This is a genomic window from Methylomonas sp. LW13 (assembly GCF_016865255.1).
In the GTDB taxonomy this organism is placed as follows: Bacteria; Pseudomonadota; Gammaproteobacteria; order Methylococcales; family Methylomonadaceae; genus Methylomonas.
Genome location: NZ_CP033381.1, coordinates 1,169,511 through 1,194,821, shown reverse-complemented (window position 1 = coordinate 1,194,821; position 25,311 = coordinate 1,169,511). Strand labels below are relative to the sequence as shown.

Below are 25,311 nucleotides of genomic sequence, written 5' to 3'. Positions count from 1 at the left end.
GGAGCCCAAAGATTAAATTCAAGGCTATAGAGTGTTAACATCTGCCAAAGTTTACTTGAGGGACATAAAAATGAGAATTATAAAGTCGCTATTGATGCTGTTTGCCGCTACACAGCTATGTCTGGCAGCCACCCCCGAACAAGAGGCCGTGCTAAAACAATTACGTCTGCCGCCGGGTTTTAATATCAGAATATTCGCCGACGACGTTCCCAACGCCCGGCAAATGGCGCTGGGCGACAATGGCGTGGTCTATGTCGGTTCCCGGCAAGGCAGCGTCTATGCGGTACAGGATAAGGATGGCGACGGTGTTGCCGAACAAAAATATCTGATCATTCAACAGCTCAATCTACCCAATGGCGTGGCTTACAAAGACGGCACGTTATATGTCGCTGAAATTCACCGCATCATTCGTTTCGACGAGGTTGGCCAGCGTTTGGCCAGCCCGCCCAAAGCGGTCACAGTATTCGACCAGTTTCCCTCCGACCGCCACCATGGCTGGAAATATTTGCGCTTCGGACCCGACGGCAAGTTATACACCGCCGTCGGCGCGCCTTGTAACGTCTGCGACCCGGACAAACCGATTTACGGCTCGCTGATTCGCATGGACCCGGATGGCAGCGATATGGAAATCCTGGCTCGCGGCATTCGCAACACGGTGGGTTTCGATTGGGAAACCCGTAGCGGCCATCTGTTTTTCAATGACAACGGCCGCGACTATCTGGGCGACGACTTACCGCCCGACGAATTGAACGAATGGAATCAAAAAGGCGAGCATTTCGGTTTCCCTTATTGCCACGCCGGCACCCTTGCCGACCCGGAGTATATCGGCGATAAACAATGCTACAAATTTAAAGCGCCTGCCTGGAAATATAAAGCCCACATCGCCCCGCTCGGTATGCGTTTTTATACCGGCAAACAATTTCCGGACACTTATTTCCGGCAGCTATTCGTCGCCCAACATGGCTCTTGGAACCGCACTGTACCGCAAGGTTACCAGGTCAATGTGGTCAAATTCCGCGAAGGCCAAGCCTATAACGAACTACCCTTCATCAGCGGTTGGCTGACAGCGGACGGCCAAGTACTGGGACGGCCGAACGACATTCTGCAAATGCCGGACGGCAGCTTATTGATCAGCGACGACAGTTTGGGCGTCATCTACCGGGTAAGCTACGGCCGATGAGCGACAAACAATTTCAGATACTGGATACGCAGGTAGTGTATGAAGGCTTTTTCCGGCTGGAGCAATACACCCTGAAACACACGCTGTTCAACGGCGGTTGGAGTCCCCCGTTAAAGCGCGAACTATTCCGCCGCGGCAATTGCGTGGCCGTGCTGCTATACGATCCGGACCGCGACGAAGTGGTATTGATAGAACAGTTCCGAGTCGGCGCAGTCCTGCAACCGGAGCGGGCATGGCAGCTGGAAATTGTGGCCGGTGCGATTGAAGCGGGTGAAACCGCTGACGAAGTCGCTTATCGCGAAGCGCGCGAGGAAGCCGGCTGCGAGATTTTAGAACTGATCGAAATCAAACAGTTCTTCACCACCCCAGGCGGCTCATCGGAGTGGATTACCCTGTTCTGTGGCCGGGTCGATAGCAGCCGGGTCGGCGGCATTCACGGCCTGGACGAGGAAGATGAAGACATCCGCGTCACAGCCGTCAAATTCGACGAGGCATTTCAAATGCTGGAAGACGGCAAGATCGAATCCGGCATCCCCATCCTTGCCATTCAATGGCTGTATATTCATCGTGAGCAATTACGTGCCCGCTGGTTGGCCGGACTTAATTCGCCCGCGTGGTAACTGCCACGGTGAACCGGGCTCTAGCCCGCAAAACACAGCGGTCGGGCAAGCTTTCGCCCGCGTCCACTGGCAAGGCCAACAGGCGATACGCCTAGGTTTTGCCGGCTATCGCGTTTGTAAAGTACCTGCCCTATCCAGCCATTTGCCGGCTTTTTCATTCAGCCAGGCTTGGGCAAACTCGTCTTTTTTAATCAGCATATCCAAAAATGCGCTGGACACGCTGGCGATGGCTGCCACTTGTTTATAACCCAAGTTCGGATCGCGGCGCTCTGTTTTGCCAAATAAGCCGCCGCCTGCACCGCCAGCACTCATGCCGCGCCGCCCGCCGCCACTATGTCCGCCCGGACCGCCGCCGGAATCCATGCCGAAGTCGCCGCGCCGCACCCCGCTCAAGCCAAACCGCCCGCCCAACTCATTGCCTGACAGCAAACGATGCCCTGCGCCGCGCAATAACAACAGATATTTGCCGCCGGCCGGGGCCTGTTCCCAAACCGCCGTACGCACGGCGGCGGAACTAATCGCGTAAGGATCGTTATCCTCGCTACCGGTAATCGTCAGCATCGGCAGACGCAAAGCTTGAAACCGGCTGCGCACGTTGCCTTCCGCCAAATCCACCGACGGACTCAACACCATCGCAGCCACCGGCTTCAATTGGTCTGCGCGCGGCAAACCGCTACCAAAATTCTCGCCCAAGGCTGCCGTCACGGTTTGCGCACCCAGGTCGTAGCCCGCCAGTATCACCTTGCTGAAATCGGCAGACGCATACAAAGGTTGTCGTAAGCCGGCGCGCGTTTGCAGTTGCGCATAGGCCCAAAATAGTTGCGCCAAGCGGGTTTTCAGATTCTCCACGCCAAAGTATTGATGACCGACATAACGCAATTCGCTTTCCCTAGCCGTCCGCGATTGCCGACGAGGCTTGTCACCAAACCAACCGCCGCTAGTCGGCTCAGGTCGCAACGCCATATTTTCATCAGCCAGCTCCGTATTGTCGTCGTCCGGAATCTCCTCCGGGTCATCGAAGCGCCGCTCCGCCTCCAAGGCCTTCAAGGCTTGGCTGACCGGCACCGGCTGCATGCTAAACACCAGGTAGCCGGCCTTGGCCCAGGTTTCCCGCCACAAACGCCCGGCTTTAGCATCTTCGCCCAAGCTGGGCAGATAAATAATCAACGGATAGCTTCCCGGCGCACTCGGCCCGACCAGCTCTACTTCCAGTTCCGTTTGCTGATAAATCCAGACATCGTGCGTAACATCCACCGGAAAATTCCGCGCGGTTTTGTAGCCGCCATTGCTCAATATTTCACTCAATTTTTCTTGCTGATCTTCCTGACTGGGCAGCGGCGGCCTGGAGGAACAAGCCGCTAGCAGCATGAGCGCACAGGCCAACAGCAATCGGCACGCTTTATGGCTAACCCAGCCCTCAAATCCCGTTAGCCTTAATGCCCTTGAAGGTACGGAGTTTATCGAAGGACGCCGCCGCCTGGGCTTGGACGCATCCAGCCGGAACGGCATACCCGTGATAAACAGGGCCGGATTCATAAAAAATTTATTAGCTTGGGACATGACTTTGCAACTCCGGCAAAAAATCGGCGACAGGTTCGAGTGCGGCATTATCGCCGACAGCGGTATCAAGCGGCGCAGGTAAATTGTAAAAATGGGTAAACCCGTCTCAGCCGGCTAAAGGTGCGGATCGCGCTGCAAAACATCCAAGGCTTGGTCGAAAGCAAACACCTCGACATGCCGCAGCAACGATGCGACACCCTCGTGGCCAAAAGCTTGCCGTAATTGCTCCCGATGGTTTTGTACATAAACTTGCGATTGAATATTGCCCTCCTCCAGTAATATCCGCAGGCCTTCGACCACCGCACGCAGCGCTTCCTCGGAATAGGTGGGCGGCGAAATGTCTTGAAGCGCAGGTTCAGCCGGCAACACATCGAGAATCTGCGCAATAAACCAGGCGAGTTGCTCCGTCAATTGTTTTAGCGGAATTTGCAAGGACTCGGCCGCTGCGGCCGCGCGCTGTTTTAACGTGATCTCAATACCCTCGGCGGTCTCCCGGATGTGGGTTATTCCCAAGGTTGCGGCACTGCTTTTTAAGGAATGTGCGGCTCTTTGTGCGGACTCCCAATCGCCCACCGCCAATAAATGCCGGATATTGTCGGCTTCGGCCGCATGCCGCTGCGCGAAATGGCGTAACTGGCGCAAATAAAACGGCAGCTTGTGTTGCAGATTGTGTAAACCGGCCTGCAAATCCAGGCCCGGAATGTTCGCCAAACGCTCGAGCAGCGCCGCGTTGCCGTCGTTTTGCTCATCCGGGGTTTTATGAACGCGGGCAGGCGGGCTGGGCGGCAAAGGCGGCATCCAGCGTAACATCACGTCGTACAGCACCTCCGGATTCACCGGTTTGGGAATGTGGTCATTCATCCCAGCGCTCAGACAGGCGCGCCGATCTTCGTCGAAGGCGTTGGCGGTCATGGCCAATATCGGCGTCTTTTCCCGCCCCGGCATACGCCTGATCGCCAAACTGGCGGCCATACCATCCATCTCCGGCATTTGCACATCCAGCAGAATCAGGTCGTACAACTGTTTGGCGGCCATATCGCAAGCGATCCGGCCGTTTTCGGCCAAATCGACTACCAAACCGGCGTCTTGCAACAACTCCAACGCCACTTCCTGATTGATCAGATTGTCTTCGGCCAATAACACCCGTCGGCCTTTTAGGCGGGATAAATCCGGATGCCGCGCATCCGCGGGCGCTTTTTGCCGCCATCCCGACAGCACGCCGGCAATCGTATCGTGTAAGGCCGACAGCGTCACCGGTTTGGCAAGATGCCCCACAATCCCGACGCTGTACAAGTCCTCGGCGCTGCCGTCGTAACTATAGGCGGTCACCAAGACAATTTTCGGTAAGGCCTCGCCGAGGATTTCGCCCATCCGGCGCGCGGTTTGAATGCCGTCTACCCCCGGCATCATCCAGTCCATCAGCACCAGATCGAACGGTGCATCGGCTTGCCGGGCATCGACAACCTGTTGCACGGCCGCCAAACCGGAATCGGCGACGCTCACCCGCGCCTCGAACCGCGTCAGCATGTGGGCGATGGCTTCGCGGGCCTCGGCCACATCGTCTACCACCAATACTTTTAAACCTTTACGAATATCCGGCTTAGGCAATTGCAGCGCCGACCCCACCGCATACTCAAACGGCAATTCCAGCCAAAACGTACTGCCGTGCCCCAAGTTGCTCTGCACACCCACCGTGCCGCCCATCATTTCGATCAGACGCTTACTGATGGCTAGGCCTAAACCTGTGCCGCCGAAACGCCGCGACGTGGTGGAATCGGCTTGTTCGAAGGCTTGAAACAAACGGCTGCATTGCTCGGCATTCATGCCGATGCCGGTGTCGCTGATTTCGAATCGAGCCACAATCCCCACCGGATTTTTGGCTAGCAATTTAGCCCGAAACACGATGTGTCCGGCGTCGGTAAACTTGACGGCATTACTGGCAAAATTGAGCAAAATTTGTCCCAGCCGCAGCGCATCGCCCCGTAACACCGCCGGTAGCGCCGGGTCGATACGGTTAATCACTTCCAAACCTTTCTCGGCGGCGCGGTCGCAAATCAGGTCGTTCAAACTTTTGAAAACCTGGTCAAGATCGAAATCGCCGATGTCCAACACCAATTTGCCGGCTTCGATCTTGGAGAAATCCAGAATGTCGTTGATGATGCCCAGCAAATGCTGGGCAGCGACCGAAATTTTCGCCAGCTGTTCACGCTGCTTGGCATCCAGCGTGGTGTTTTGCAGCAAATGCGTCAAACCAATAATCGCGTTCATCGGCGTGCGGATTTCGTGGCTCATATTCGCCAAAAAGGCACTTTTCGACACATTGGCCACTTCCGCCGCTTGCATCGCATCGGCCAATTGTTCGGTGCGTTCAACCACCAATTCTTCCAGATGCTCGCGATAGCTCTCCAACTCTAGGAGCATCTGCTTCTTCTCGCTGATGTCGTCCTTGATCGCCATGTAATGGCTAATCCGCCCGTCTTGCTGGCGAATCGGCGCCACGATAGCCGATTCCACAAACTCGTGGCCATCCTTGCGCTTATTGATAAACTCGCCCTGCCAGGACCGGCCGTGCGTCAAATTATCCCAAAGCACCGCAAAATACTCCGGCTTGGTCTTGCCCGATTTAAACAGACTGGCTTTTTGGCCCAACAGCTCGGAGCGCGTGTAGCCGGTGGTCTGGATCACGGCTTCGTTGACGTATTCGATGCGCGCATCCAGGTCGGTAATAACGATGCTCTCCGGGCTTTGCTCGACTACCAAGGATAATTTACGCAGCGTCTCCTCCGCACGCTTACGCTCGGTGATGTCCATCAACGTTGCCAGTAAATTGTCGCCTATCGTCACCCCGGAGATGATAGCGGTGCGCACGTCGCCGTTTTTACAAGTCACTTGATATTCGTGAGATTCTATCGGTGCCTGCTGCTCGGCCGCGCGCTGCTGCAAATTCTGCCAAGTGTCGAAAACCGTTTGCCGGTACTCCGGATCGGGATACGCATGTTGCCACCAATCCTCGACGGTTGGGATGTCGGACAAGGTATAACCAAAAGTCCGGGCAATAGACTGGTTCAAAGCCAGCATCGTACCGTCGGCGGCGACCAGCGCCATCGGCACCGGTGCCACATCGAACAATTTACGGAAATTAGCTTCGCTTTCCCGCAGCGCCGCCTTGATACGCTTACGCTCAGTGATGTCGCGGACGATCTTCGACGCGCCGATGACCTTGCCGTCGCCATCTTTGATAGCCGAAATCGTCGAGGCGACCTCGATCCGGCTGCCGTCTTTACGCACCCGCTGGGTTTCGTAATTGCTGATCCGCTCGCCGTTTAAAATCCGCTGGAGCAATTCGGCTTCCGTGATCACCAGTTCGGCGGGAAACAGCAGCGTGATCGGCTGACCAATAATTTCAACGGCGCTGTAACCGAAGATACGTTCGGCCGCGGGGTTCCAACTGGTAACGATTCCGTCCAAATTTTTGCCGATAATCGCATCGTCGGAAGAATTGACCAGCGCCGCCAACTGGGTACGTTCCGCCACCAAGCCCTGCTCAAGCAATACGTTCGCCGCTTTCAGGGCCTGCTCGACCCGCTCACGTTCGGCCACTTCCTGCTGCAACTGGGCGTTGGCCTCGCGTAACTGCGCCGGGCTGGGCAATTGCAGCGCTTTGGGAATCAGCGGTATCAGCACCGCCACCGTTATCACCGAAACTATCGCCGTCACCACTTTGGCAAAAGCATCCAGTCCGTAAAGTGGTTCCCAAATCACCACCACATCCATCAGATGCGTCGTACCGCAGGCCAGAATGAACACCACAAACAGCCACAACACTCGGACATACGGAAAATCCTGCCGATGCCGCGCGAAATAACCCAAGGCAACCGGCAGCAAAAAGTAAGACAGAAATATCAAGCCATCGCTGATCACAAAGGTCCACAACAAACCCGGCGACCAGCTCAGGCAATAGCCATGCGGCATAAAATTATTGTCGGTCAGAAACTTTAGAATGTCATTCATGGCAGGAAGATCGGTAATAGTGATTTGCACGATTTAGGGAACTTGAACGACATACCGTCGCCCCGTATCCGTTAGCTAACGCATAACCCGCATTTGGATTCTCTAAATCCGATACAACTAAACATAGCAGCTAGCCCAAACAGCGTAAGGTTTAGCCACTTTTTATGTGGAATTAAATGCTGGCAGCAGGTAGATGGTTGGGGGGAATACGCTTGGATTATTGACCCGGCCCTATTTATCACGGATGTGCCGTTCGGGCTGAGTGCTCCGGCGGGAAGACGGGGAATGCCCGAGTCGGAGCGTATGGCGCGGCTGGAAGGCGAAGTGCTTCAACGAGGCCCCGGCGGGAGGCCGGGGAATGCTACCCAGGCCAAACAGTCTAGTACTAACCCACCCTATGCTTCAATGAGGCCCCGGCGGGAGGCCGGGGAATGCCAATCGTTTTAACCAAATCACCAAAAGTAATGCCTTCGCCTTCAATGAGGCCCCGGCGGGAGGCCGGGGAATGCCAAATAGGCGCCGGAAAATATCAACCGACTTTAATCGCACCTTCAATGAGGCCCCGGCGGGAGGCCGGGGAATGCACCGTCCTCTTGGGCCTTAATCGCCATTCCCTTTCCCCTTCAATGAGGCCCCGGCGGGAGGCCGGGGAATGCTATGGGTAATTATTTCCGCCTTGATTTGCGTAGCGTCCCTTCAATGAGGCCCCGGCGGGAGGCCGGGGAATGCCGATATCGGCATGCCCGAGAATCTTCTGCAGCGACACCTTCAATGAGGCCCCGGCGGGAGGCCGGGGAATGCGGGTTGTTGCCGTTTCCGTCGTTTGTATTAGTGCCGCCTTCAATGAGGCCCCGGCGGGAGGCCGGGGAATGCAGCGCGGGCTGGAGGCCATGATTGGCGCGGCCTGCGCGGGCCGTTTGCGAGGACTGCGTAAAACGGCCGCTCAACTTTAGCGGAAAAGTTTGCGCCGCGCCAATCCAACTTGCTAAGTGTTTGATTGTTAAAGAGCTGCCAGCTTGCGAGAGCTGACCGGTTTTTGCGCGCCACTACAGCGCTCGCAAAGCGGCGGCGGAAAATCCACATCAGACGATGACCGGCTGACGTTCCACCACATCGAAATCCTTCCCCAAACTGACCACCGAGGGCTTCACCGTTTCCGCCGGCCCGACATTGATGATCAGAACATGGTCGTCGCTATGATGGATGATGCCATCCAACAGCGCGATTAATTCCGCATGGCGCTTACGACTCAGCCGGCATTGAAACACCGACAATTGCAGCCAATCGCCATAACCTTTCATCAGCCGAAACACCCGCCGCCAGCGTTTGGTATCGCTGATGTCGTAAGTCACGATATACAGGTGTTCGAGGGCAGCCATCAGCGGGTGGTGAAGTTGGGATATTCCGGCAATTCGCCAAGCAAATAGCGGCCGAACAAGCGCGCCTGAATCTCGAACACCTGCCGATAATTGGCCTTGTAGCCGAAGATGGGATGGGTTATTTCCTGGCTTAAGCGCCGTTCGAAGGCGGTGATGAAGCGCTTGCGGCCGCCCTCGTTCAGGGCCACGCTGCCGGCGGCACAGATAAAGTCGGTGGGCCGCACTTCGCCGTTATTGATGACTTGCAATACCGTGGAATCGGCGATGATGGGCCGAAACGGTTCCATCAAATCCAGCGCCAACGCCGGGCGGCCGTAACGCGGTTGGTGGTAAAAGCCGCGATACGGGTCCAGGCCAACCGCGCTCAGATTCATGGTCCAGGTGCGTACCAGCATGGCATACGCAAACGACAGCAAGGCGTTGACCGGATCGGTGGGCGGGCGGCGGTTGCGGGTGTTGAAGTCAAAACTCATCTGTTTGCTGTCGTCCGGCTTTTTGATCAATTTATCGAACGCGCCGAAATACAAGGCCGCCGCCGCGCCTTCGATACCCAACAATTGCGGTAAATCCAGCGCACGTTGCGATTTGTCGGCCAGGGACTTCAGCGGTTCCAGCAACATTTCCACCGGCTCGTCGGCGCGCCAATTGCGCCGGGCCTGGGTTCGGCAATTCTGGATTTTGGCGCGCACCAGGTTGCGTGCTATCGCCAGACAGGTTTTGTCGTCGAAACTGGCTTTGTACTGGGCGGTGCGCAACTCGACATTCTTATGGCCGGTGCCGATGGTGTGGCCGACAAACCAGCCGCCGTAGCTGTGCCAACTGACCGGAATCTCGCGCTTCATCAGGTCTTGCAAACACGGCGTAGTGATGTAGACGTTGCCCATTACCACCACTTGCGAAGTGTCCACCAGCCGCGCGGTTTGCACCTTGTCGTCGTCGATGCTGATTTCAAGCTCCTCGCCCTTTTTGCCGATCTTGGCCTTCCAGGCTTGCACGTAAACCGGCAATGCTTCGTCGCGCATCACCGCCAGCGGCCGGGGTTCGAGGTCGGCGTGGCGCAGGTAATTGACTTCGTCCGGCAGACAAATACCCACCAGCGAACAGCCCGAACACTTGGGGCTGTCCTGCAAGGGTTCCGGAATATGGCCACCGGCGGCAATCAAGCGCAAACCGTTGATGGCATTGGCGGTGAGTTGCTTCAATTCTTCGTCGAAAGCCACCCGCACCCGCTCGCGGCTTTGCACAAAGTACAAGGCGCCCTCCTCGCAGACATAACCGTGTTCCTGCAACACCATGCCTTGCACACAAAGCTGTACCCGTTCCGGGTCGTAAGCGCCGCGCGCCACATGCGGACGTTTACCGCGTTTGTAATCGATGGGCGTGACCAAGCCATCCTCGGCTTCAATCAAATCCAGCTTGGCGATCAGACCCAAACGGTTAGACGATAACGTGATAGAGCGGCCATGCAGCTTATCGGTTTCCTCCAACTCGTCCGCTTCCGGGAAGCTTTTGGACGGCGTATCCACCCGGCGATGTGCGTGGTCGCCTTCCACGGTGTCCGCCGACGCCGCCCATTCGCCCTGCACCCATTCCAGATAAGCCAAGCGCGGGCAGTACTGGTATTCGTTGATCATCCGCGCCGGCAACAAGGGCATGTCGCCGGATAGCTCCGGGAACGGTAGCGGTAGCTCTAGCTGGATGGGTACTTGGTCGTCGGACATGATTCGCTCGATTGCTCTTAAAATTTAGTTAAGCCAAAACGCTTCGATCAACCCGCCTTCGGTATCGAGCAGCCACCACTCCAAGCCTTGCTTTGTGACCATTCGATGCAAGACATACCCCGGTTGCCAATACTGTAAAACGGCTTCAAGGATTAACGGCGGAATCTCCGGATGATCTAAGGGCACAGGCGCGTCTTCGGGCCAATCGCTTGTCGTTGCATCGCACATGTTAAAAAACCAGGCTTGTTATACGTTTTGTCATACAATTTGTCTGTCATTTTGTCTTTTGAAGGAGCCCGCCATGCCCGCCATCAGCCTGCGTTTACCCGACGATGTGGAAGCCAACCTCAAAGCCGAAGCCCAATTGGAAGGCAAAAGCCAATCGGAAATCGCCCGCCTGGCGATCACCGAATACTTGGCCCGCCGCGAACGCGAGCGGTTTATGGCGGAAATGGTGGCCGCGGCGCGCGCCTTGGCCAACGATCCGCAAGCCAGAGCGGAAGCGCTACAAATTGCCGCGGATTTCGACGCGGTGGACGATGGTCTCGACCGAATAATTGCTGATGAACGCGCCGCCGGCATAAACCCCGACGAAAAATGGTGGGAATGATGAAACGCGGCGAGGTGTGGACCGCCAATCTGAACCCCAACAAGGGCGCCGAAATCGGCAAAATTAGACCGGTGCTGGTGTTGCAGGACGATACGCTGATTACCGGCGGCCTGCCCACCATCGTGGTGGTGCCGCTGACCAGCCAGTTTCGACCAAACCTGGCGCCGTTGCGGATACCGATTGCCCCGCAAGGCCGATTGAAAGCCGCCAGTTACGTTATGGCCGAACAACTGCGCGCCATCGACCGCTCCCGCTTCGGCGAAGGCCCCCTCGCCACCGTCACCGCCGAGGAACTGGCGGCGGTGGAGAAGAGTTTGCGAGGGGTGATGGGGTTGTGGTGAGCCATTATTCATTGGCTTTTACCGGAGCGAACAAACCCAAGCCAAAATGGCAGCCAAAACCCAATGCCAGCGGTCCGGTAACCGGTTCGGCGAACGTCAGTTGCCAGAACGAACCGCGAGTATCCGGTTGCACTAGCCCCCTTTTGCTTCGAAAGCGGTGAAAGTCAATCGGGCGGAGTTCGCGGCCGTGCGGCTTGATGGTCGGTAAGGGCTGGATACCCGTCGGTTCCGGCAACTCACGCTCCCGGCATTCCCGCCGAATCTGTGCCGATACATCGAAGTCTTTTTTGCAATGCCACGGATGTAGATACGGCGTTTGCGACTGCCAAACACTGGCGGTTTGGACGATAGGCGAGACGCTTTCGAAATCTTCACGCTGGCCGATATGCTCCAGCATTAAGTGCCATTCCTGGCCGTCAAAGCCTTTGACCGTTTTTAACTCGCCGAAAACCCGGCGCATGTCACCGTCAATACCGGCCGGGACGTGAATTAGCACGTGATCGAGCAGGCCGTTGGAGTCGGCTTGCGGCAGGTAAAAGGCGTGGCAGTGGCGGTTATCGGCATTCAAGCCATGCCCGGACAGCAACGGAGGAATCGCGGTTTCGCCCAATGTCCATTTGGCCTTACCCATCACCGCTCGGCGCACGTGCTCGGCAAATCTGATGGTATCCAATTCGCGCATCAGCGGCTTGCCGTAAACGGCGTAACGCACCGTGTCGGCAGACGGCCTTGGTTTAGGTTTGGCGTGGCTGGCAACGCTGCTTTTCAATGCCTGAATCGGGCGCTGATAGAGAATTTTTTGCGCGGCGGGCGGCGCGCTCCAGCCGGCGTTTTGCAAGTCGGCGGTGTCCAGGCTGACAGCCTCCAACCAACTAGTCGGCAGGGTTTTCTTGATGCTTTTCGATTCCGACGCTTTCAACTTACGCAAGGCTAAGCCGGTCTGCATTTGCTGCTGAAAATTGGCGTAGGCATCGGGCGTAAGCGGTGCGTATAACTGCACCGGTTCGGCCTGAATCTCGCCGGTTTCCTGATCGATTTGGCTGCTTCCCGGAAAACAGTTTGGTTCACCGTTCCAATTGTCGAGGCGTTTTGCCTCCACCCAAGACTCGGCGCGTCCGACATAGCTGATGCAGTTTAAAAGCTCGTCCAGCAATTTGGTTTGCGCCTCGTTCAGTCGGCATTCGGGCCAGTGCACGATCAGCGCGTCAGTTGGATCGATGCGGGCAAAGGCGTCGAAAATCAACGTGGATTTTTGGCGATTGGGCATGTAGTGTCGGGTATGACTGTGCACCGCCGTCGGCAGCCAGTAATGCGGCGGTTCGTCCGCCAGCAAACCGAGCAAGCTTGTCAGCAAGGCCTCAGGGTAAAGCTGATGATCGAGTTTGCGGTGCCAGGTAGCAATTAAAGCGCGGGTCAAGCGCCATGGGTCGGGCGGCCAAGCCACGTCCGCTTCGTTGACGTGCTTGCCCCACGGCGTGGCGTGGTAACGCCCGCCGGGAAAGCTGAGCGATAGCGTAAGCATGGCTTAGTCCTCGCTTTCCGTTTCAGCCTTGGCTTTTTTGGCTTTGCCTTTTTCCCAGGTGACCGTGGTAACGCGCGGCTCGGCAAAACGGTTTTCGGCGGCAACGGCGGCAATCAAACCCGGTAACGCGGCTTCCAGGGTATTACGCTCAGGTAATTCCCAGGCGGTGGGACGGGTAACGGTCAGTTGCTTGACATCCAAATCGCAGGCGGTGCGCAAGCGCAAACCGAAGTCCAGAACCGCCCGGATTTTGTAGAGCGCCAAGGCAATCAGCAATTGCTCCACCGCATTGCCCAAGCCAAAACCGCGTATTTGGGCGAGGTCGATGTTGAAGTAAGCGATGATTTTGGGTGCGGTGTATTCCGTTCTGGAGAAAGGAATATTGCCAAAACCTTCTTTAGATGTCTGGCCTTCATCGCCTTTGCCTGGTTTTACATGGTCGTTTTTGACGCCGCCGCTTTGCGCCAAATTTACATCTTCCGCTTCGATGAACGACGACACGACGCGCGGCAAGCGTAGCCGGCCGCCGGCCAATTCTTTTTTGGCAAGAAACAAGCCGTGGAGTAAGGCGTTTGCGTCGTATCTCAGTACGACCGCAGCGAGCTTTTTGAGATCTACTGCTCCCTCGTCCATGTCCGCCAATTCGGCTTTCAATTTATCGAAAACTGTTTGGTCTTTACCCTCAAGGACGTATGCCGAGTTTAGGCGGTGGGCTTCCTGTACTGTGTTGGTTAAAGGTTTCCCTTGATTATCAATCACCTTAATCAAGGGTAAGCCTTTTAAAGCATCAACCCAATCATCGTTAGGCGCATCCCAGCAAACGGTCTCCATCCGGTTAGCCATACTCTGCGCCGATTCCACCAGCAGCAGTCGATTACCGTTAGGCCCATCGTAAACGGCGGCGCCCAAGTCGGGAAAACCGGTGGGCTGAAAACGTGCGCCTTGCAGGGGTTGTAATTCGGCCTCGATCAACAGTCTCGGGGCGGCGTGTAGAGCGGAAAAGTCGATACTCATGGTTTATCTCCTGGTAACAAAATAAAAATATGTAATTCCCTGGTTACCATGCGCTGCGTGGTAACCCGAATGCACCGCGCTGCGGTGCCTAGGCAGACCACCGCACGGTCAAGCCCGGTATTCCAACGCGGCGTGTTGGAACAAGGAATATCTGAGGTAAATGTCATTGGACCGATTCGGTTTGCTGTTCTGTTGCTTTTTCACCGGCGCCCAGCGTCAACAACAGACTTTTCAGTTGGCCGAATGTGAGCGGAAAAGCCAACGCCGCCAACAGGCGAGGCCCATCGATTCCAACCGCGCTTGGCGCTTGCTGCGGGAAATGCGGCAAACCAACACCGACCTGGCGCAGCTTGGCCCAAGCCCAATCGACGGCTTTTTGCGTTTGATTGGCGGCCAACCAGGACAGCAACTCGCCGCGTAGCGGTAAGTGGGCATCCGCCGCCAAGAAACCGATTCTGACCAATTCGCGATCCGGCACGAAAAACGGCTTAAGCACGCCGTAGGCGTTGGGCAATGCCGCATGGCGGGTTGCCCATGTTTGAAGTCCGGTTGAGTTGAATTCCTTGAGCAACGCCAAACCCTGCGCCAAATCGCTAATACGCAGGTCATCGACCGAGCCAGCCAAAAATGCGGCTATATCGGCTTGATTTGCACCGACACCATAGGCAAAAGGTTTGTCCGCATGTGAAAGCCGTTGCGCCGTCAGCCAGCGGCAACGCAGGGTTTCATTCAGATTTTGCGTGAGAGAACCTTCGCCCCAAACGGCCAGCCGCGATTCGTTGTCCCAGACATAGCGTTTCTTGTCGAGTTTGATGCCGGCAAAATGAAGGCGCATAGGTAAGCCGGCAGACGCCTCGACAATCGATTCGGTAGGGCTTTCCTGCAATGCGGATTTTTTTGCTCCGCCGCCAACGGCTTTTAAGCCGGCCAAAGCGCAGGCCAAACGAAACTCTGAGCTGGCATCGTCGCTGGCCATCAGCCATTGCGAGCTTAATAAGGGTATCGGTTGATGAATTTCCTCTTTCGCTTTCGAGCTGATACTGACAGTGCGTTGAATTTTGCCGAGTAACATCAAAATGTCTTGGCAAACCCGACGATCCGCGCCGCGCGTGAGGTCGAACAAACGGTTTTCCAGTTGATGCGCCAATGAGGCCAATCGCGCCGACGCTTTGTCACTGCGGGCAAAGCGGCGCAAACTGTCCAAAAAGCGGTTGCGTTCCAAATCGTTAATCAATTCTGCCGATGGATTGGCGCGCGTTGCAATCCGGCTTATCGGTGTAGCCAGATAGGATTTACCGGAACGCATCATGAATCCGTAGCGTTGAAATTCGGTAATGCCGCGATCCACGCCCAAGGACGCCACCGCACGCGCGAAGTCCAAGCCGTCTTTGGCTGGTTTGCGACCTACAGTTGTTCTACCCTCCTGAAATAAAATTCTCAATTCATCCAAGCTTGATGATTTATTCCACAAAGGAAGCCAAATTTCCGCTCGAGTTTTCTTCGGATCGACATCGGGCGCACTATTAGCGCCACTTCCTGACCCGATTGCTTTAACAGTGAAGGGGTAGCTTAATGCGCCATCGCTAGCGCTTTGTAATCGCTTTGTTGCTGCGGTAGCGAATAATATTGAACCCTCCAGCGTAAATAGATAATCCCAATGATTGTCTCGGGAATCTCCGGAAAATCCGGTAGATGAATTTGGTGCGCCGATATTTCCTGGTGCAAACTGTCCTGGAATCCAAATGGGTATAAAAGGGGTAGATTCCTGAAATAACGATTGCTCTAGCAATGAATTTGCCCAAGGTTTAGGTTCGCCAGTTTCTAAAACTTCCACTAGGTGACTTAAACGCTCAAGATAATTAACGCCAAAATCCATGCTACCGTCCAAACCACCAGTTCCAAGTAACGGAGCATGCATTAGCCGTTCCCCAACAATCTGGCAAGCGTCAAACCAATTTAAAATCGAACCTGCTAAATCATTGCGCAGTGATTGGAGTAAGTCGCGTTTGGTAGTTTTGATAAGAAGTTCTAATGTCTTATGTTCTTTCGTTTCGTCGTCCGAAAGCACTTTCTTAGCTTTTTTTAACTTATCAAGAACTTTAAAACGCGCACGACTTCGATTTAACTCCGAGAGCGTTTTATTGGTTGCGATTTGGGTTAATGCCAGTTTGATGTCTGCAAACCGTTCGTGAACATTACCCGTATAAAGCGCTACCATTTGCGCCCCCTTACGTCCGCCACCTTCGTCATCCCCATCTTTTTCTTCATCGTCACCTTCTAAAAAGCCGCCACGACCATTCCAGGGTGTCAAAATTGGTGTAGGTTGATACTCCTCCAGAAAAAACCGCAATAGGCTTTCTTTATCCAAACTGCTTTGCAACAGAAAGGCCTCGTCCCGCCAGCGACCTTTGGCATTCGGGTCTTTCTGCTCCGCGACCAAACGTAATATGCCCAGCGCCTTCAGGTAATGGGCCAGCGGCGTAGGTGCGCAGCCTTTTAACTCGATTTCGTGGCTCATAGCGGATTCTCCATACCGTCTTGTTGTTCGGCTTCCGAGGCGCGCCAGTCGGCGATGCGGACCAGGATTTCGTACCAGGCCAGTTCGAATGGGCCGTGTTCGCGCAATAGGGTTTGCACGCGCGTGGTCCAAGACGCCCCCATCACTTCGGTTTCGCCCAGCTGCATCAATTCCAGCCGCAATTCGGTAGCCGGCATGACTTGGTCGAGAACGGTAACTTCCGGCAAACAGTCGCCTTGGTAAACGCCACGGGCATAGAGAATATGCGGTTTGTCCTTGGGCGGCTTTTCGTCCGGCATGGCTCTTAGGCTTAAGCGCACTTTGCCGTGGTGGGCGACGATCAAATAGGCAATCAGGTCGCGTTGCGGATGTTCGGCGTTGTTGATTAGCCACGCCAGCATGGAGGCCAGTTCGTGGCGGAAATATCGGCGTTGGTGACCGGCGTTTGCTGCGGATTTGGCCCAAAGCTTTTCATCGCTCAGCCGTTCATCTTGCAGCATGGTGTGTTGAAATACTTTGTGCGATTTACCCACGTCATGCCAAGCAGCGGCTGTAACTACCGCGTGTTTTCCGATTGCTTGGGCCTGCACCTGATCTACCAAGTGTTGGGCATGTTCGAAAACATGCCGCAAATGAGCGGGCAGTTCTATCGCCTTGGTTTTACGGCTATCTTGGTCGCCGGTAAAACTGTCATCGCTTTGCGCCGTTTCCGACGACACGACCGGCACCGCTTGTTTTTTGATGGGATCGAAGCCTGATTCCAGATCGTAACCGCCGTGCCTAGCCAGCAGAAGCAAGGTCATGCCCGGAAATGGCTGGTCGATCTTTTTCCAGGTTTTTGCCAAGCCGTCCCAAACGAAAGCGGTCCGCTCCTTGTCCTTGAAATAGTCTTTGATTTGTCCCATCGACACCGGACAAAGCTCGCTATGCAAAGGTTGCGGTTCATCAGTCTGCGGCTTTTCGATGTCGCGCCAAAACACTCGCAGTTGCGGCATGCCTTGGTCACGGATGAATGGGGAAATGTCGGTGTCGAAGCCGCTCAGGTCGGCATCGGTGTTGAACAAATCCAGAAAATCTTTTTTGCGTATGACCGGATGAATCGCCTGTTCGGTGGTCACTTTCGGCAGTTCGGAAGGCGCGGCGCTCTCCAGACTCAGCATATGGCTGCGGCTAACTGCAAAATCCTCCGGCGCGTAAGGCAAGGCATCGTCTTCGATGTCGATCCAGAAAATATCCGCGCCGCCGGTTTGGTTATATTCGCCGTAACGGTTACAGCGCCCGAAACGTTGGACCAACGACGACCACAGCGCAATCTCGGTAAACAAGGTCTTGCTGGAAATATCCACCCCGGCTTCGATGGCTTGGGTGGCGATGATGATGCGGCCCGCTTCCGGTGCCGCTTGCTGTAAACGCTGGTTAAGTTGCCGCCGCTCGTGCAGCCGAAATCGGGCATGAACCAACAATAATTCCGCCGCCGGCTTTTGCTTTTTCAATTGCGCATATATCTGCTGCGCGCGTTCGACCCGATTGACGATCACCAAACTGTTCGTCCCTAGTTGATGCTGTTGGCTAACCAGTTCGGCGAGTTGCGCGACGTAGTTTTTTTTGGTTTCGGTGCTTAGCAGGCATGCCGCTTTGGAAAGGCGCTTTATCGCCTTAATGCGTCGTTGTACCTCTGGAAGGGTTTGTTCGGCGCTGCTCAATGGCAAGCTGATTGTCTTTGGCAAATAATCGGCAAAGTCTACTGTATTCAACCAATCGCGATTTAAGGTGGCGGAAACCCAAAGGCTTTTTGTGACGACACTGGTTGTCAGCGTACGCCGGAAGGCTTCCACTTGCGCGCTGGTCGATAAGCCCGCACCCATCAACTGCACTTCGTCGAACACCCACAGTGCATCGTTATGCAGCAAGGCAAAATGCACAGGCCATTGGTAACGGCTAACGCCGTAGCCGCGCATTAAGGCGCGCGACAACAGCATGTCCTGAGTACCGATCAGAATAGCGTCTTTTTCCGGTTGCATAACCCAGGATTGGCCGTCTTCGCCGCCCATCAAAATGTGAACATTGACTTGATCTTGCAGATTCAAGCGTTCTAGCCAGGAATCGATGTTGGCTTGGGTTTGCTCGACCAAAACCCGCATCGGTAAGCAGTACACCAGTCGGCGCGGCGTGTCGACATCATGCGCGACTTGACGTTTATAAAGCCACGCCAATATGATTGCGGCGGTTTTGCCGAGGCCGGTTGGAATTTCCAGGAAATCCGGCCAAGCAGCTTGGGCCAGGGTTTGTTGATACGGAAACGGCTCCGCTAACAATGTTGCTTGTCTGAAAAATGCGCTGTAGTCGCTCATGGCAAACCTTTTGAATCAGGGTAAACGTTTTCTAACATGGCTCGGTCTCAGAACCTGAGGCCGAGATTTTTTTCGTTCAAATATTTTTCAAGTCATCTGTAAACTGCCAGCAGCTTCTCCGCTTTCTGCCTGACCAATTCCCGCAAAAAACCCGGCTCGACCACTTCCACCTCGGCGCCGTATTTCAAAATATCCATCAGTAGCTCTTCGTGACGGTTGAACGGGATGCGCAGTTGGTAGCGGCCGTCGGTTAGCCACTCGGATTCTTGTTGGCTGTGCCAGGTTTCGTCGGCGACCCAGCGGCCGGCTTTGGCGGAGAAATTGAGGATGGCGGTGTGTTTGGGCGTGCCGGCGAAGATGCCGTAGGAGGAGCCAAAATGTTGTTGCAGCGTGGCCGGGTCCAGCAGTTGCGCCGGTTCGCCGCTGGCGGTTGCGGATCTGATGCGGTCCAGCGCAAAGGTACGCGGTTCGTTGCGCTGGTGGCAGTAGGCGTCGAGGTACCAGTTGTCTTTGTACAAGACCAGGTTTTGCGGGGATACCGGCCGTTCGCTGGTTTGGTCGTCGCTGCGGGCGTGATACTGAATAATTAGCCGGTGTTGATTGAACAGGGCTTGGACCAAGGTCAAAAACAAGCCGTCGTTGCGGCTGCGGTAGGCTTGGCTAAGGATTTTGATACGGCCCAGTTGCGGGGTTTTGACGCCCGGCGAGCGGTCCAGCAGTTTTTGCAAATGGTCGCGGAGTTGGCCGATTTCATTTTGCAATAATCCCGGCGCCAGGTTGCCGAGCAGGTGTTCGCAGGCAATCAAGGCTTGCAGTTCTGCGGCGGTGAGCCAGATGCCGGGCAGTTCGAACGGATGGCGCGGGTCGTCGCGGTCGTAGTAGTAACCGCCGGCGCTGCGGTCGCAAACCAGCGGCGCGTTCAAACGGTCGCGCAAGTCGTCCACCAAGCGCTGGCGGGTGGCTTTGGAGCAACCTAGTTCTTTGTCTATTTCCGGTCCGGAAATGGGTGTGCGGCGGCTTTTCAGCAAGCCGTGGAGTTTGACGATTTTGTCGAGGTGATGCATGGCTGAAATCTCTATCCCTGATGATTTGTCGCTAACAGCTTAGACCAGTTTTTCAAGCGTGACCGGGCCGACCTTTACGGGCCGGACTGAGTTTGCCAAAACCTATAAAGCCAGCCTCATGATGACACTTTTACCCGCTAAACTTGGCAAGGTGATGCCTTGTCTTACCAGCCTTGCTTAAGACATGCAAAAACTGCCATTGCCCTTTGGGAGAAGCTGGTGATAATGGGCTCAAAAAAGCTTTAACCTTACTTTACGTTCCTGACTCCAGCCCGCTTGCATATGAGGAAGGCAATTCAACGGCGCCTGCTTAACATGCTGGCCGCGGGCTGAACGCTCGTTAAAACTGCAGTCTATGACCGATTGAAACCATGGAAAACTCGACTTTATTGAACCGTTCGAAAAAAACCTCACTGCCGGAACATTCGGTGCTTTTACCGATGATGCAGTTGATCTGGCGGCCGCTGGCGACGCTGGCCGGAATTCATAAGCAATACGGCGAGCTGGTGTTGGGACGGCTGTTGGGCAGAAATATTCTGTTCGTCTGCGACCCGGAATATATAGAGCAGATTTTCAATCTGGAGGGCAAGGGCCAGTTGAACCGTAATTTTCTCTATGACGCCAAGAAATCGCTGTTCGGTAACGGCTTGGTCAATAGCGAAAGCCAGGTTTGGAGTAAACAGCGCCGCTTGATGCAACCGTTGTTTACCAAGGACACGGTTAAAAACTATGAGTTGATCATGGTCGAAGAAGCGGCGGCGATGGCGGAAGAGTTGAAAAAGGCGGCGTCCGGCCAAGTTGATTTAAGCACGGAAATAAAGCGGCTGATTCAGCGGATTTTTATCCGTATCCTGCTGGGCAAGTCCGTGGATCAGCTAAGCAACGGCGCGGAGCTGATCAAGGTGATCGAAATCATCTGTCAGGAGTTGCCGGTACAGTTGGGCAGCGAAATTGTGCTTGGCCGCCGTTTGAAACGCTTCTTCCCGCTAAAATCCAAGCGTTATCTGACCGCCGTGAACTATCTGCAAACCTTTATCGGTGCGGAAATTGCGCAGACGCGGAAGAGTCCGGGACAAAGTCTGATATCGCAGTTAATGCAAGCCAGCGACCGCAGTACCGGTTACACGATGCCCGACAATTTGCTGCAAGACGAAGCCGTCAATCTGTTCTTCGCCGGCCAGGAAACCACTATCAATACCTTGGTGTGGTTTTTTTATTTAACCGGCAGGCACCCGGAAGTGCGCGACAAGATCGCCGCCGAAATCTGCAGCTTGCCGAACGAAACCTTAAGCTCGGCGCACTTGGGCCAGCTGAGTTATACCAAAGCGGCGTTGAACGAAACCCTGCGCCTGTATCCGCCCACTTCGGCGCTGTCCACGCAAACCGTTCAGGACATAGAGCTGGGGGATTACGCGATTCCCGCCGGCACCATCGTGTTATTGAGCATGCACACCACCCACCATAGCGCCCGGCTTTGGGAGAGCCCGGACGCTTTTAATCCCGACAGATTTCTGGAAACCGCGACGCCCGGCGGACACAAATATGCCTTTTTTCCGTTCGGCGGCGGTTTGCATAATTGCATAGGGCGTCATTTTGCCGAGCTGGAAATGCTGTTGGTCATAGCCAGTTTTTTCAAGGCATTTACCTTCGAAACCGACATTTCCGTCAAAGAAGCCTTCAGCGTTACGTTGAAACCGGACCGTCCGGTTGTTGGCAGAGTGGAACCAATTGGTTAAGCTTACGGTCTGCGCTGACGGTTATAGCTAGTCGGCGCCGCACGGGCCGACTAGACGGCCTTTTTACGTAACAGGGAGCGTCATGAAACAGACCATTAGTTTTGTCACACTAGGCGTAGCCGATTTGGCTAGAAGCCGGCGTTTTTATAAAGCACTGGGTTGGCAAGAATCGTCCGGCAGCCAGCAGGAAGTGGCATTCTTTCAGGTGGGGAGCCTGGCATTTGCGTTGTTCGGCCGCGAAGCATTAGCAGACGACGCAATGGTATCGGCCGATGGCTCAGGTTTTCCCGGATTTTCGCTGGCTCACAACGTCGCATCGGCAAAAGAAGTTGACGCGACCTTGCTTGAAGCGGTTTCGGCCGGAGGTAAGCTGGTTCGTCCTGGCGAAAAAGCGGCTTGGGGCGGCTTCAGGGGTTATTTTTCCGACCCCGACGGCTTTCTTTGGGAAGTTTGTTTCAATCCTTTTTTTCCGCTCGACCAACACGGTTTTGTGCAACTGCCAAACTAAACAAAGATTCTAATAACTCGCCTTGCACTGCCGTTATATCAGTTGCTCCAGAGTTATTGAGCAAAAACTGCAACCATTAATATTCAATAGTGGCCGATAAGGCCGGATAATCACATCAAAATGAAATTTAGAGTTTTTCTGCAAAGACTATCTCATCCTCGCGTTAGAAGACGATTAAAAATTGGCCTGTCTGTTTGGGGCGTGGCTATTGCCATTAGCCTGATTGCCAAACTGGCTTACGATATTGGTTATTTTAAAGCGCAATCGTTAATAAACGATAAAAACTCGGCAACCCCTAATATCACCCAGATACTAACCATAGAATCGGCTCAGCGCATAGTATCCGGAGCTTTAAAAGAAGATCCTGATTATCCAAAGACCATTGTGACGCAGGTTATTGATAACAACCAAAAGCTGGCGACTATTATTGTCGAAAATAACAAACAAAGAAAAATAGGCTGGATTATCGATATGCGCTTATTTTTTACCGGCGATTTATTTAACGACAACGGCTACAACTTAACCGAATCTATTGAGCATCAGCATAATATCAGTAGAGGCGAAAACTGATTATTAATCCGGCCCAGGCCAATATCGTCGCTCCCGCGCAGGCGGGAGCACAGCGGCTATACCGGATTGCGGCGTGGTCCAAAGGCTCCGGACTGCAAAGTCCCGGTTAATCCATTTGCGCAAAGACCGGTTATCCATGCCGCCAAACAGGCTGTTGAGAGCCGCCTGACAAACTGCTACCATCGGCGGACAATATCCTCATTGATCTATCTCAGCGCGATATTCTCTTTGCTTCCAAACAAAATCTCAGCGGATTTAAGGACCTAAACATGCCGATTATTGCGTACCAATCCCTTAACTCTAACTCCAGTTCCGAGCACGGTATCAGCGCCTCCAATTCTCAGTACTTCACGAGAATGACACATGAGCATATGGCGCAAAATTCGGCGCCCTGGAATCTGGTTCTGCCGACCGCGCCCGATATTTCGCCGGACATTCCGGTACAAGGTCCGGCCGAATTGCGTTCGACAGCGTCGTCCGGATACATGGATAAAGGCCAACACAGCAACGACAGTTTTTCGAGTATGGTTGCCAATAAGGTCCGGCAAATTTACCAAAACCTGATACGCGCTTTCGGCGGCGCCGATTTACTGGTATGCGGCGAACTGGACAGCAGCCATTCGGACTGGACATCCCTGCATAGTAACGCCGGGCAATTGATTCATACATCCTCGCCTGCCAAGGCTTGTAATTGCTTTAGCGTCCATTCCACTAAAGATGCGGCCAACAAGTTTCTGGGCGAAGGCGACGGTTGGCTGGCGATAGCGTGTTACAACATCATCGTGGTATTCGTACACGTGCCAAATTCCATCGCCAAAGATGAAAATAGCCTGATGAGCTATTACCAAAAAATTAACAGCGTGGTGATTCAAGCCGGACTGGGGCCGATTGACGTGGTAATGGGCGATACGAATCAGCCGACCAACGATTTTACCGCCAGAGTGCTTAGCCGAGCGTTGGGCATCAAATTTAGCGACGCCCACCCCGGTGGCAGCATAAACCCCTTCGACTCGCATCAACGCAGCTTTGAAGGCACTAACAGCACGGCCACCAAAAAATACGATGTAGCCGTTTTTAACACGACTAGCCTAAAATTGGCGGAAGTCGTCTACCTGTCGCAATCGACGCCGGTAAGCGGCGGCGGCAGATATACAGCGGCTGTTACCGATCACATGGGTATTGGTTTAAGGATAGAAAAATAATCGGCATTTCCTATAGTTACATCGCGGACAGGTCTCTAGCTTTGCTACCTAGCCGCGCAAATGTCCATCCCCATACGCCACCCACTTGTAGGTAGTGAGTTCATCCGGCCCGACCGGGCCGCGCACGTGGAGTTTATCGGTGCTGATACCCACCACCGATCCCAAACCGTAATCGCCGCCGCCCGACAAACGAGTCGAGGCGTTAATCATCACCGACGCCGAATCCACCTGCTCTTCAAATTGCCGGGCCAAGCTCAGGCTTTGCGTGACGATGCCGTCGGTATGGCCGGAACCGTAGCGGTTGATATGGTCTATGGCTTGTTGAATGCCGTCCACGACCTTCACCGACAGTATCGGCGCCAGGTATTCGCTATGCCAGTCTTCTTCCATCGCTGGAACAACACCGGGCAACAGCTTTTGGGTTTGTTCGCAGCCGCGCAGTTCGATGCGGTTTTCGGCAAATGCGGTGTGCAGCAACGGCAACAGTTGTGCGGCGCATGCACTGTCCACCAGCAAGGTTTCCAGTGCGTTACAGACTTGCACACTTTGGCATTTGGAATTGACCGCCAGCGCGACGGCTTGCTCCGGATCGGCATCTGTAGCGAGATACAGGTGGCAAATGCCGTCGTAATGCTTGATAACCGGAATCCGCGTGCCTTCGGCGATGCGCTTGATCAAGCCTTTGCCGCCGCGCGGAATCAGCACGTCGATATATTCGTCCATTTTCAGCAACTCGCCCACCGCTTCGTGGCCGGGGGTGCGGATGATCTGTATCGCATGTTCCGGCAGACCGGCAGCAACCGCGCCGGCTATCATCGCATCGGTGAGTATCGCGTTGGTTTGCAAGGCTTCCGAACCACCGCGCAAAATCACCGCATTACCGCTTTTGATGCACACCCCGGCGGCATCGGTGGTGACGTTGGGGCGCGATTCGTAAATGATGCCGATCACGCCGAGCGGCACCGATTTTTTGTAAACCCGCAGCCCGGCCGGATTGGTATGCCCGGTCAGTATCCGGTTTAACGGGTCCGGCAATTGCGCCACTTTTTTCAGGCGCGACAGCATGTAATCAAAGGTTTTGTCGTCTATCGTCAGGCGCTTGACCATGGCATCCGATTGGCCTTCTTCGCGGGCTTTGACGATTTCCTGGGCGTTGACCTCCAGCACTCGCTGCCTGACCAAGTCCAGCGCTTCGGCCATTTTCGCCAGAGCCAGATTGCGCGCAGATTCGGACGCTGATGCTAATTGGCGCGACGCGGCGCGACTTTGTTGGGCGATGGTTTGGATGGTGTTGGTAGTCATGTTTTTTAAGGAAAATTGTTTTTCAAACTGCTGATATTGATCGGTTTTATCTGACGCAGGAATATTAACCAGGCCTTTAAATACCGTGCGATGGATATTGAT

Annotated in this window: 20 protein-coding genes and 1 CRISPR repeat array; of the genes, 9 read left to right on the top strand and 11 right to left on the bottom strand. The window is 54.7% G+C overall.

Translation table 11 applies throughout. The annotated features are described in order from the left end of the window. Window positions 1-70: 70 nt before the first annotated feature. Window positions 71-1,180 (top strand): PQQ-dependent sugar dehydrogenase, encoded by a 1,110-nt coding sequence (locus tag JL719_RS05315; protein ID WP_033157056.1) that lies wholly within the window; start codon window positions 71-73, stop codon window positions 1,178-1,180. Continuing rightward, a complete protein-coding gene (locus JL719_RS05310; RefSeq protein WP_033157057.1) occupies window positions 1,177-1,800 on the top strand; it encodes an NUDIX domain-containing protein in 624 nt (207 codons plus the stop codon). Before JL719_RS05315 ends, JL719_RS05310 begins: the two co-directional genes overlap by 4 nt. A 105-nt stretch (window positions 1,801-1,905) precedes the next feature. On the opposite strand, the gene JL719_RS05305 is transcribed toward JL719_RS05310, so the two are convergent. After that, the gene (locus JL719_RS05305) at window positions 1,906-3,168 is read right to left on the bottom strand and encodes an alpha/beta hydrolase (protein ID WP_033157058.1); all 1,263 of its coding nucleotides are present in this window, start codon (window positions 3,166-3,168) and stop codon (window positions 1,906-1,908) included. Here JL719_RS05305 and JL719_RS05300 point away from each other — a divergent pair. Then, window positions 3,167-3,442: a hypothetical protein gene (locus JL719_RS05300; protein WP_033157059.1), complete on the top strand. Its 276-nt coding sequence runs from the start codon at window positions 3,167-3,169 to the stop codon at window positions 3,440-3,442. The genes JL719_RS05305 and JL719_RS05300 overlap by 2 nt on opposite strands. Before the next feature lie 32 nt (window positions 3,443-3,474). Here JL719_RS05300 and JL719_RS05295 read toward each other — a convergent pair whose 3' ends face one another. The 4 genes from JL719_RS05295 to JL719_RS05280 form a co-directional block, all read right to left on the bottom strand. Further along, the gene (locus tag JL719_RS05295; protein ID WP_129871351.1) at window positions 3,475-7,371 is read right to left on the bottom strand and encodes a PAS domain S-box protein; all 3,897 of its coding nucleotides are present in this window, start codon (window positions 7,369-7,371) and stop codon (window positions 3,475-3,477) included. A 326-nt stretch (window positions 7,372-7,697) separates the two neighbouring features. Continuing rightward, a CRISPR array of direct repeats spans window positions 7,698-8,244; the repeat unit is 36 nt; unit sequence CCTTCAATGAGGCCCCGGCGGGAGGCCGGGGAATGC. A 209-nt stretch (window positions 8,245-8,453) separates the two neighbouring features. Next, a complete protein-coding gene (gene cas2, locus JL719_RS05290; RefSeq protein ID WP_033157060.1) occupies window positions 8,454-8,750 on the bottom strand; it encodes a CRISPR-associated endonuclease Cas2 in 297 nt (98 codons plus the stop codon). Then, window positions 8,750-10,471, bottom strand: a complete 1,722-nt coding sequence (locus JL719_RS05285; protein ID WP_033157061.1) for a CRISPR-associated endonuclease Cas4/Cas1 — start codon at window positions 10,469-10,471, stop codon at window positions 8,750-8,752. Before JL719_RS05285 ends, cas2 begins: the two co-directional genes overlap by 1 nt. 24 nt (window positions 10,472-10,495) lie before the next feature. Further along, complete coding sequence (locus tag JL719_RS05280) at window positions 10,496-10,699, bottom strand: hypothetical protein (RefSeq protein ID WP_033157062.1); 204 nt, start codon at window positions 10,697-10,699, stop codon at window positions 10,496-10,498. 73 nt (window positions 10,700-10,772) lie between these two features. On the opposite strand from JL719_RS05280, the gene JL719_RS05275 reads away from it, so the two are divergent. Both JL719_RS05275 and JL719_RS05270 read left to right on the top strand, forming a co-directional pair. Beyond that, complete coding sequence (locus JL719_RS05275; RefSeq protein ID WP_033157063.1) at window positions 10,773-11,081, top strand: ribbon-helix-helix protein, CopG family; 309 nt, start codon at window positions 10,773-10,775, stop codon at window positions 11,079-11,081. Beyond that, window positions 11,081-11,422 (top strand): type II toxin-antitoxin system PemK/MazF family toxin, encoded by a 342-nt coding sequence (locus JL719_RS05270; protein ID WP_225893021.1) that lies wholly within the window; start codon window positions 11,081-11,083, stop codon window positions 11,420-11,422. The genes JL719_RS05275 and JL719_RS05270 overlap by 1 nt, the downstream gene beginning before the upstream one ends. Before the next feature lie 4 nt (window positions 11,423-11,426). Here JL719_RS05270 and csb2 read toward each other — a convergent pair whose 3' ends face one another. From csb2 to JL719_RS05245, 5 genes are all read right to left on the bottom strand, one after another. Then, window positions 11,427-12,944 (bottom strand): type I-G CRISPR-associated protein Csb2, encoded by a 1,518-nt coding sequence (gene csb2 / locus JL719_RS05265; protein WP_033157065.1) that lies wholly within the window; start codon window positions 12,942-12,944, stop codon window positions 11,427-11,429. 3 nt (window positions 12,945-12,947) lie between these two features. Continuing rightward, window positions 12,948-13,958, bottom strand: coding sequence for a type I-G CRISPR-associated RAMP protein Csb1/Cas7g (gene cas7g, locus JL719_RS05260; RefSeq protein WP_033157066.1), 1,011 nt, complete (start codon window positions 13,956-13,958; stop codon window positions 12,948-12,950). Window positions 13,959-14,121: 163 nt separating this feature from the next. After that, window positions 14,122-16,476, bottom strand: a complete 2,355-nt coding sequence (cas8g1, locus tag JL719_RS05255) for a type I-G CRISPR-associated protein Cas8g1/Csx17 (protein WP_051670063.1) — start codon at window positions 16,474-16,476, stop codon at window positions 14,122-14,124. Then, window positions 16,473-18,827: a type I-G CRISPR-associated helicase/endonuclease Cas3g gene (gene cas3g / locus JL719_RS05250; protein ID WP_033157067.1), complete on the bottom strand. Its 2,355-nt coding sequence runs from the start codon at window positions 18,825-18,827 to the stop codon at window positions 16,473-16,475. Before cas3g ends, cas8g1 begins: the two co-directional genes overlap by 4 nt. 92 nt (window positions 18,828-18,919) lie before the next feature. Then, entirely contained in the window at window positions 18,920-19,891 is a 972-nt protein-coding gene (locus JL719_RS05245) for a helix-turn-helix transcriptional regulator (RefSeq protein WP_033157068.1), read from the bottom strand. A gap of 371 nt (window positions 19,892-20,262) precedes the next feature. Here JL719_RS05245 and JL719_RS05240 point away from each other — a divergent pair, with 371 nt between their 5' ends. From JL719_RS05240 to JL719_RS05225, 4 genes are all read left to right on the top strand, one after another. After that, a complete protein-coding gene (locus tag JL719_RS05240; RefSeq protein WP_033157069.1) occupies window positions 20,263-21,627 on the top strand; it encodes a cytochrome P450 in 1,365 nt (454 codons plus the stop codon). Window positions 21,628-21,709: 82 nt separating this feature from the next. Continuing rightward, window positions 21,710-22,135 (top strand): VOC family protein, encoded by a 426-nt coding sequence (locus tag JL719_RS05235; protein ID WP_033157070.1) that lies wholly within the window; start codon window positions 21,710-21,712, stop codon window positions 22,133-22,135. A gap of 120 nt (window positions 22,136-22,255) precedes the next feature. Beyond that, window positions 22,256-22,705, top strand: coding sequence for a hypothetical protein (locus tag JL719_RS05230; protein ID WP_033157071.1), 450 nt, complete (start codon window positions 22,256-22,258; stop codon window positions 22,703-22,705). 269 nt (window positions 22,706-22,974) lie between these two features. Next, window positions 22,975-23,907 carry a hypothetical protein gene (locus JL719_RS05225; protein ID WP_033157072.1) on the top strand — a complete coding sequence of 311 codons (933 nt, stop codon included), beginning with the start codon at window positions 22,975-22,977 and terminating at the stop codon, window positions 23,905-23,907. 48 nt (window positions 23,908-23,955) lie between these two features. On the opposite strand, the gene JL719_RS05220 is transcribed toward JL719_RS05225, so the two are convergent. Next, complete coding sequence (locus JL719_RS05220; RefSeq protein WP_033157243.1) at window positions 23,956-25,209, bottom strand: glutamate-5-semialdehyde dehydrogenase; 1,254 nt, start codon at window positions 25,207-25,209, stop codon at window positions 23,956-23,958. Window positions 25,210-25,311: the final 102 nt, after the last annotated feature.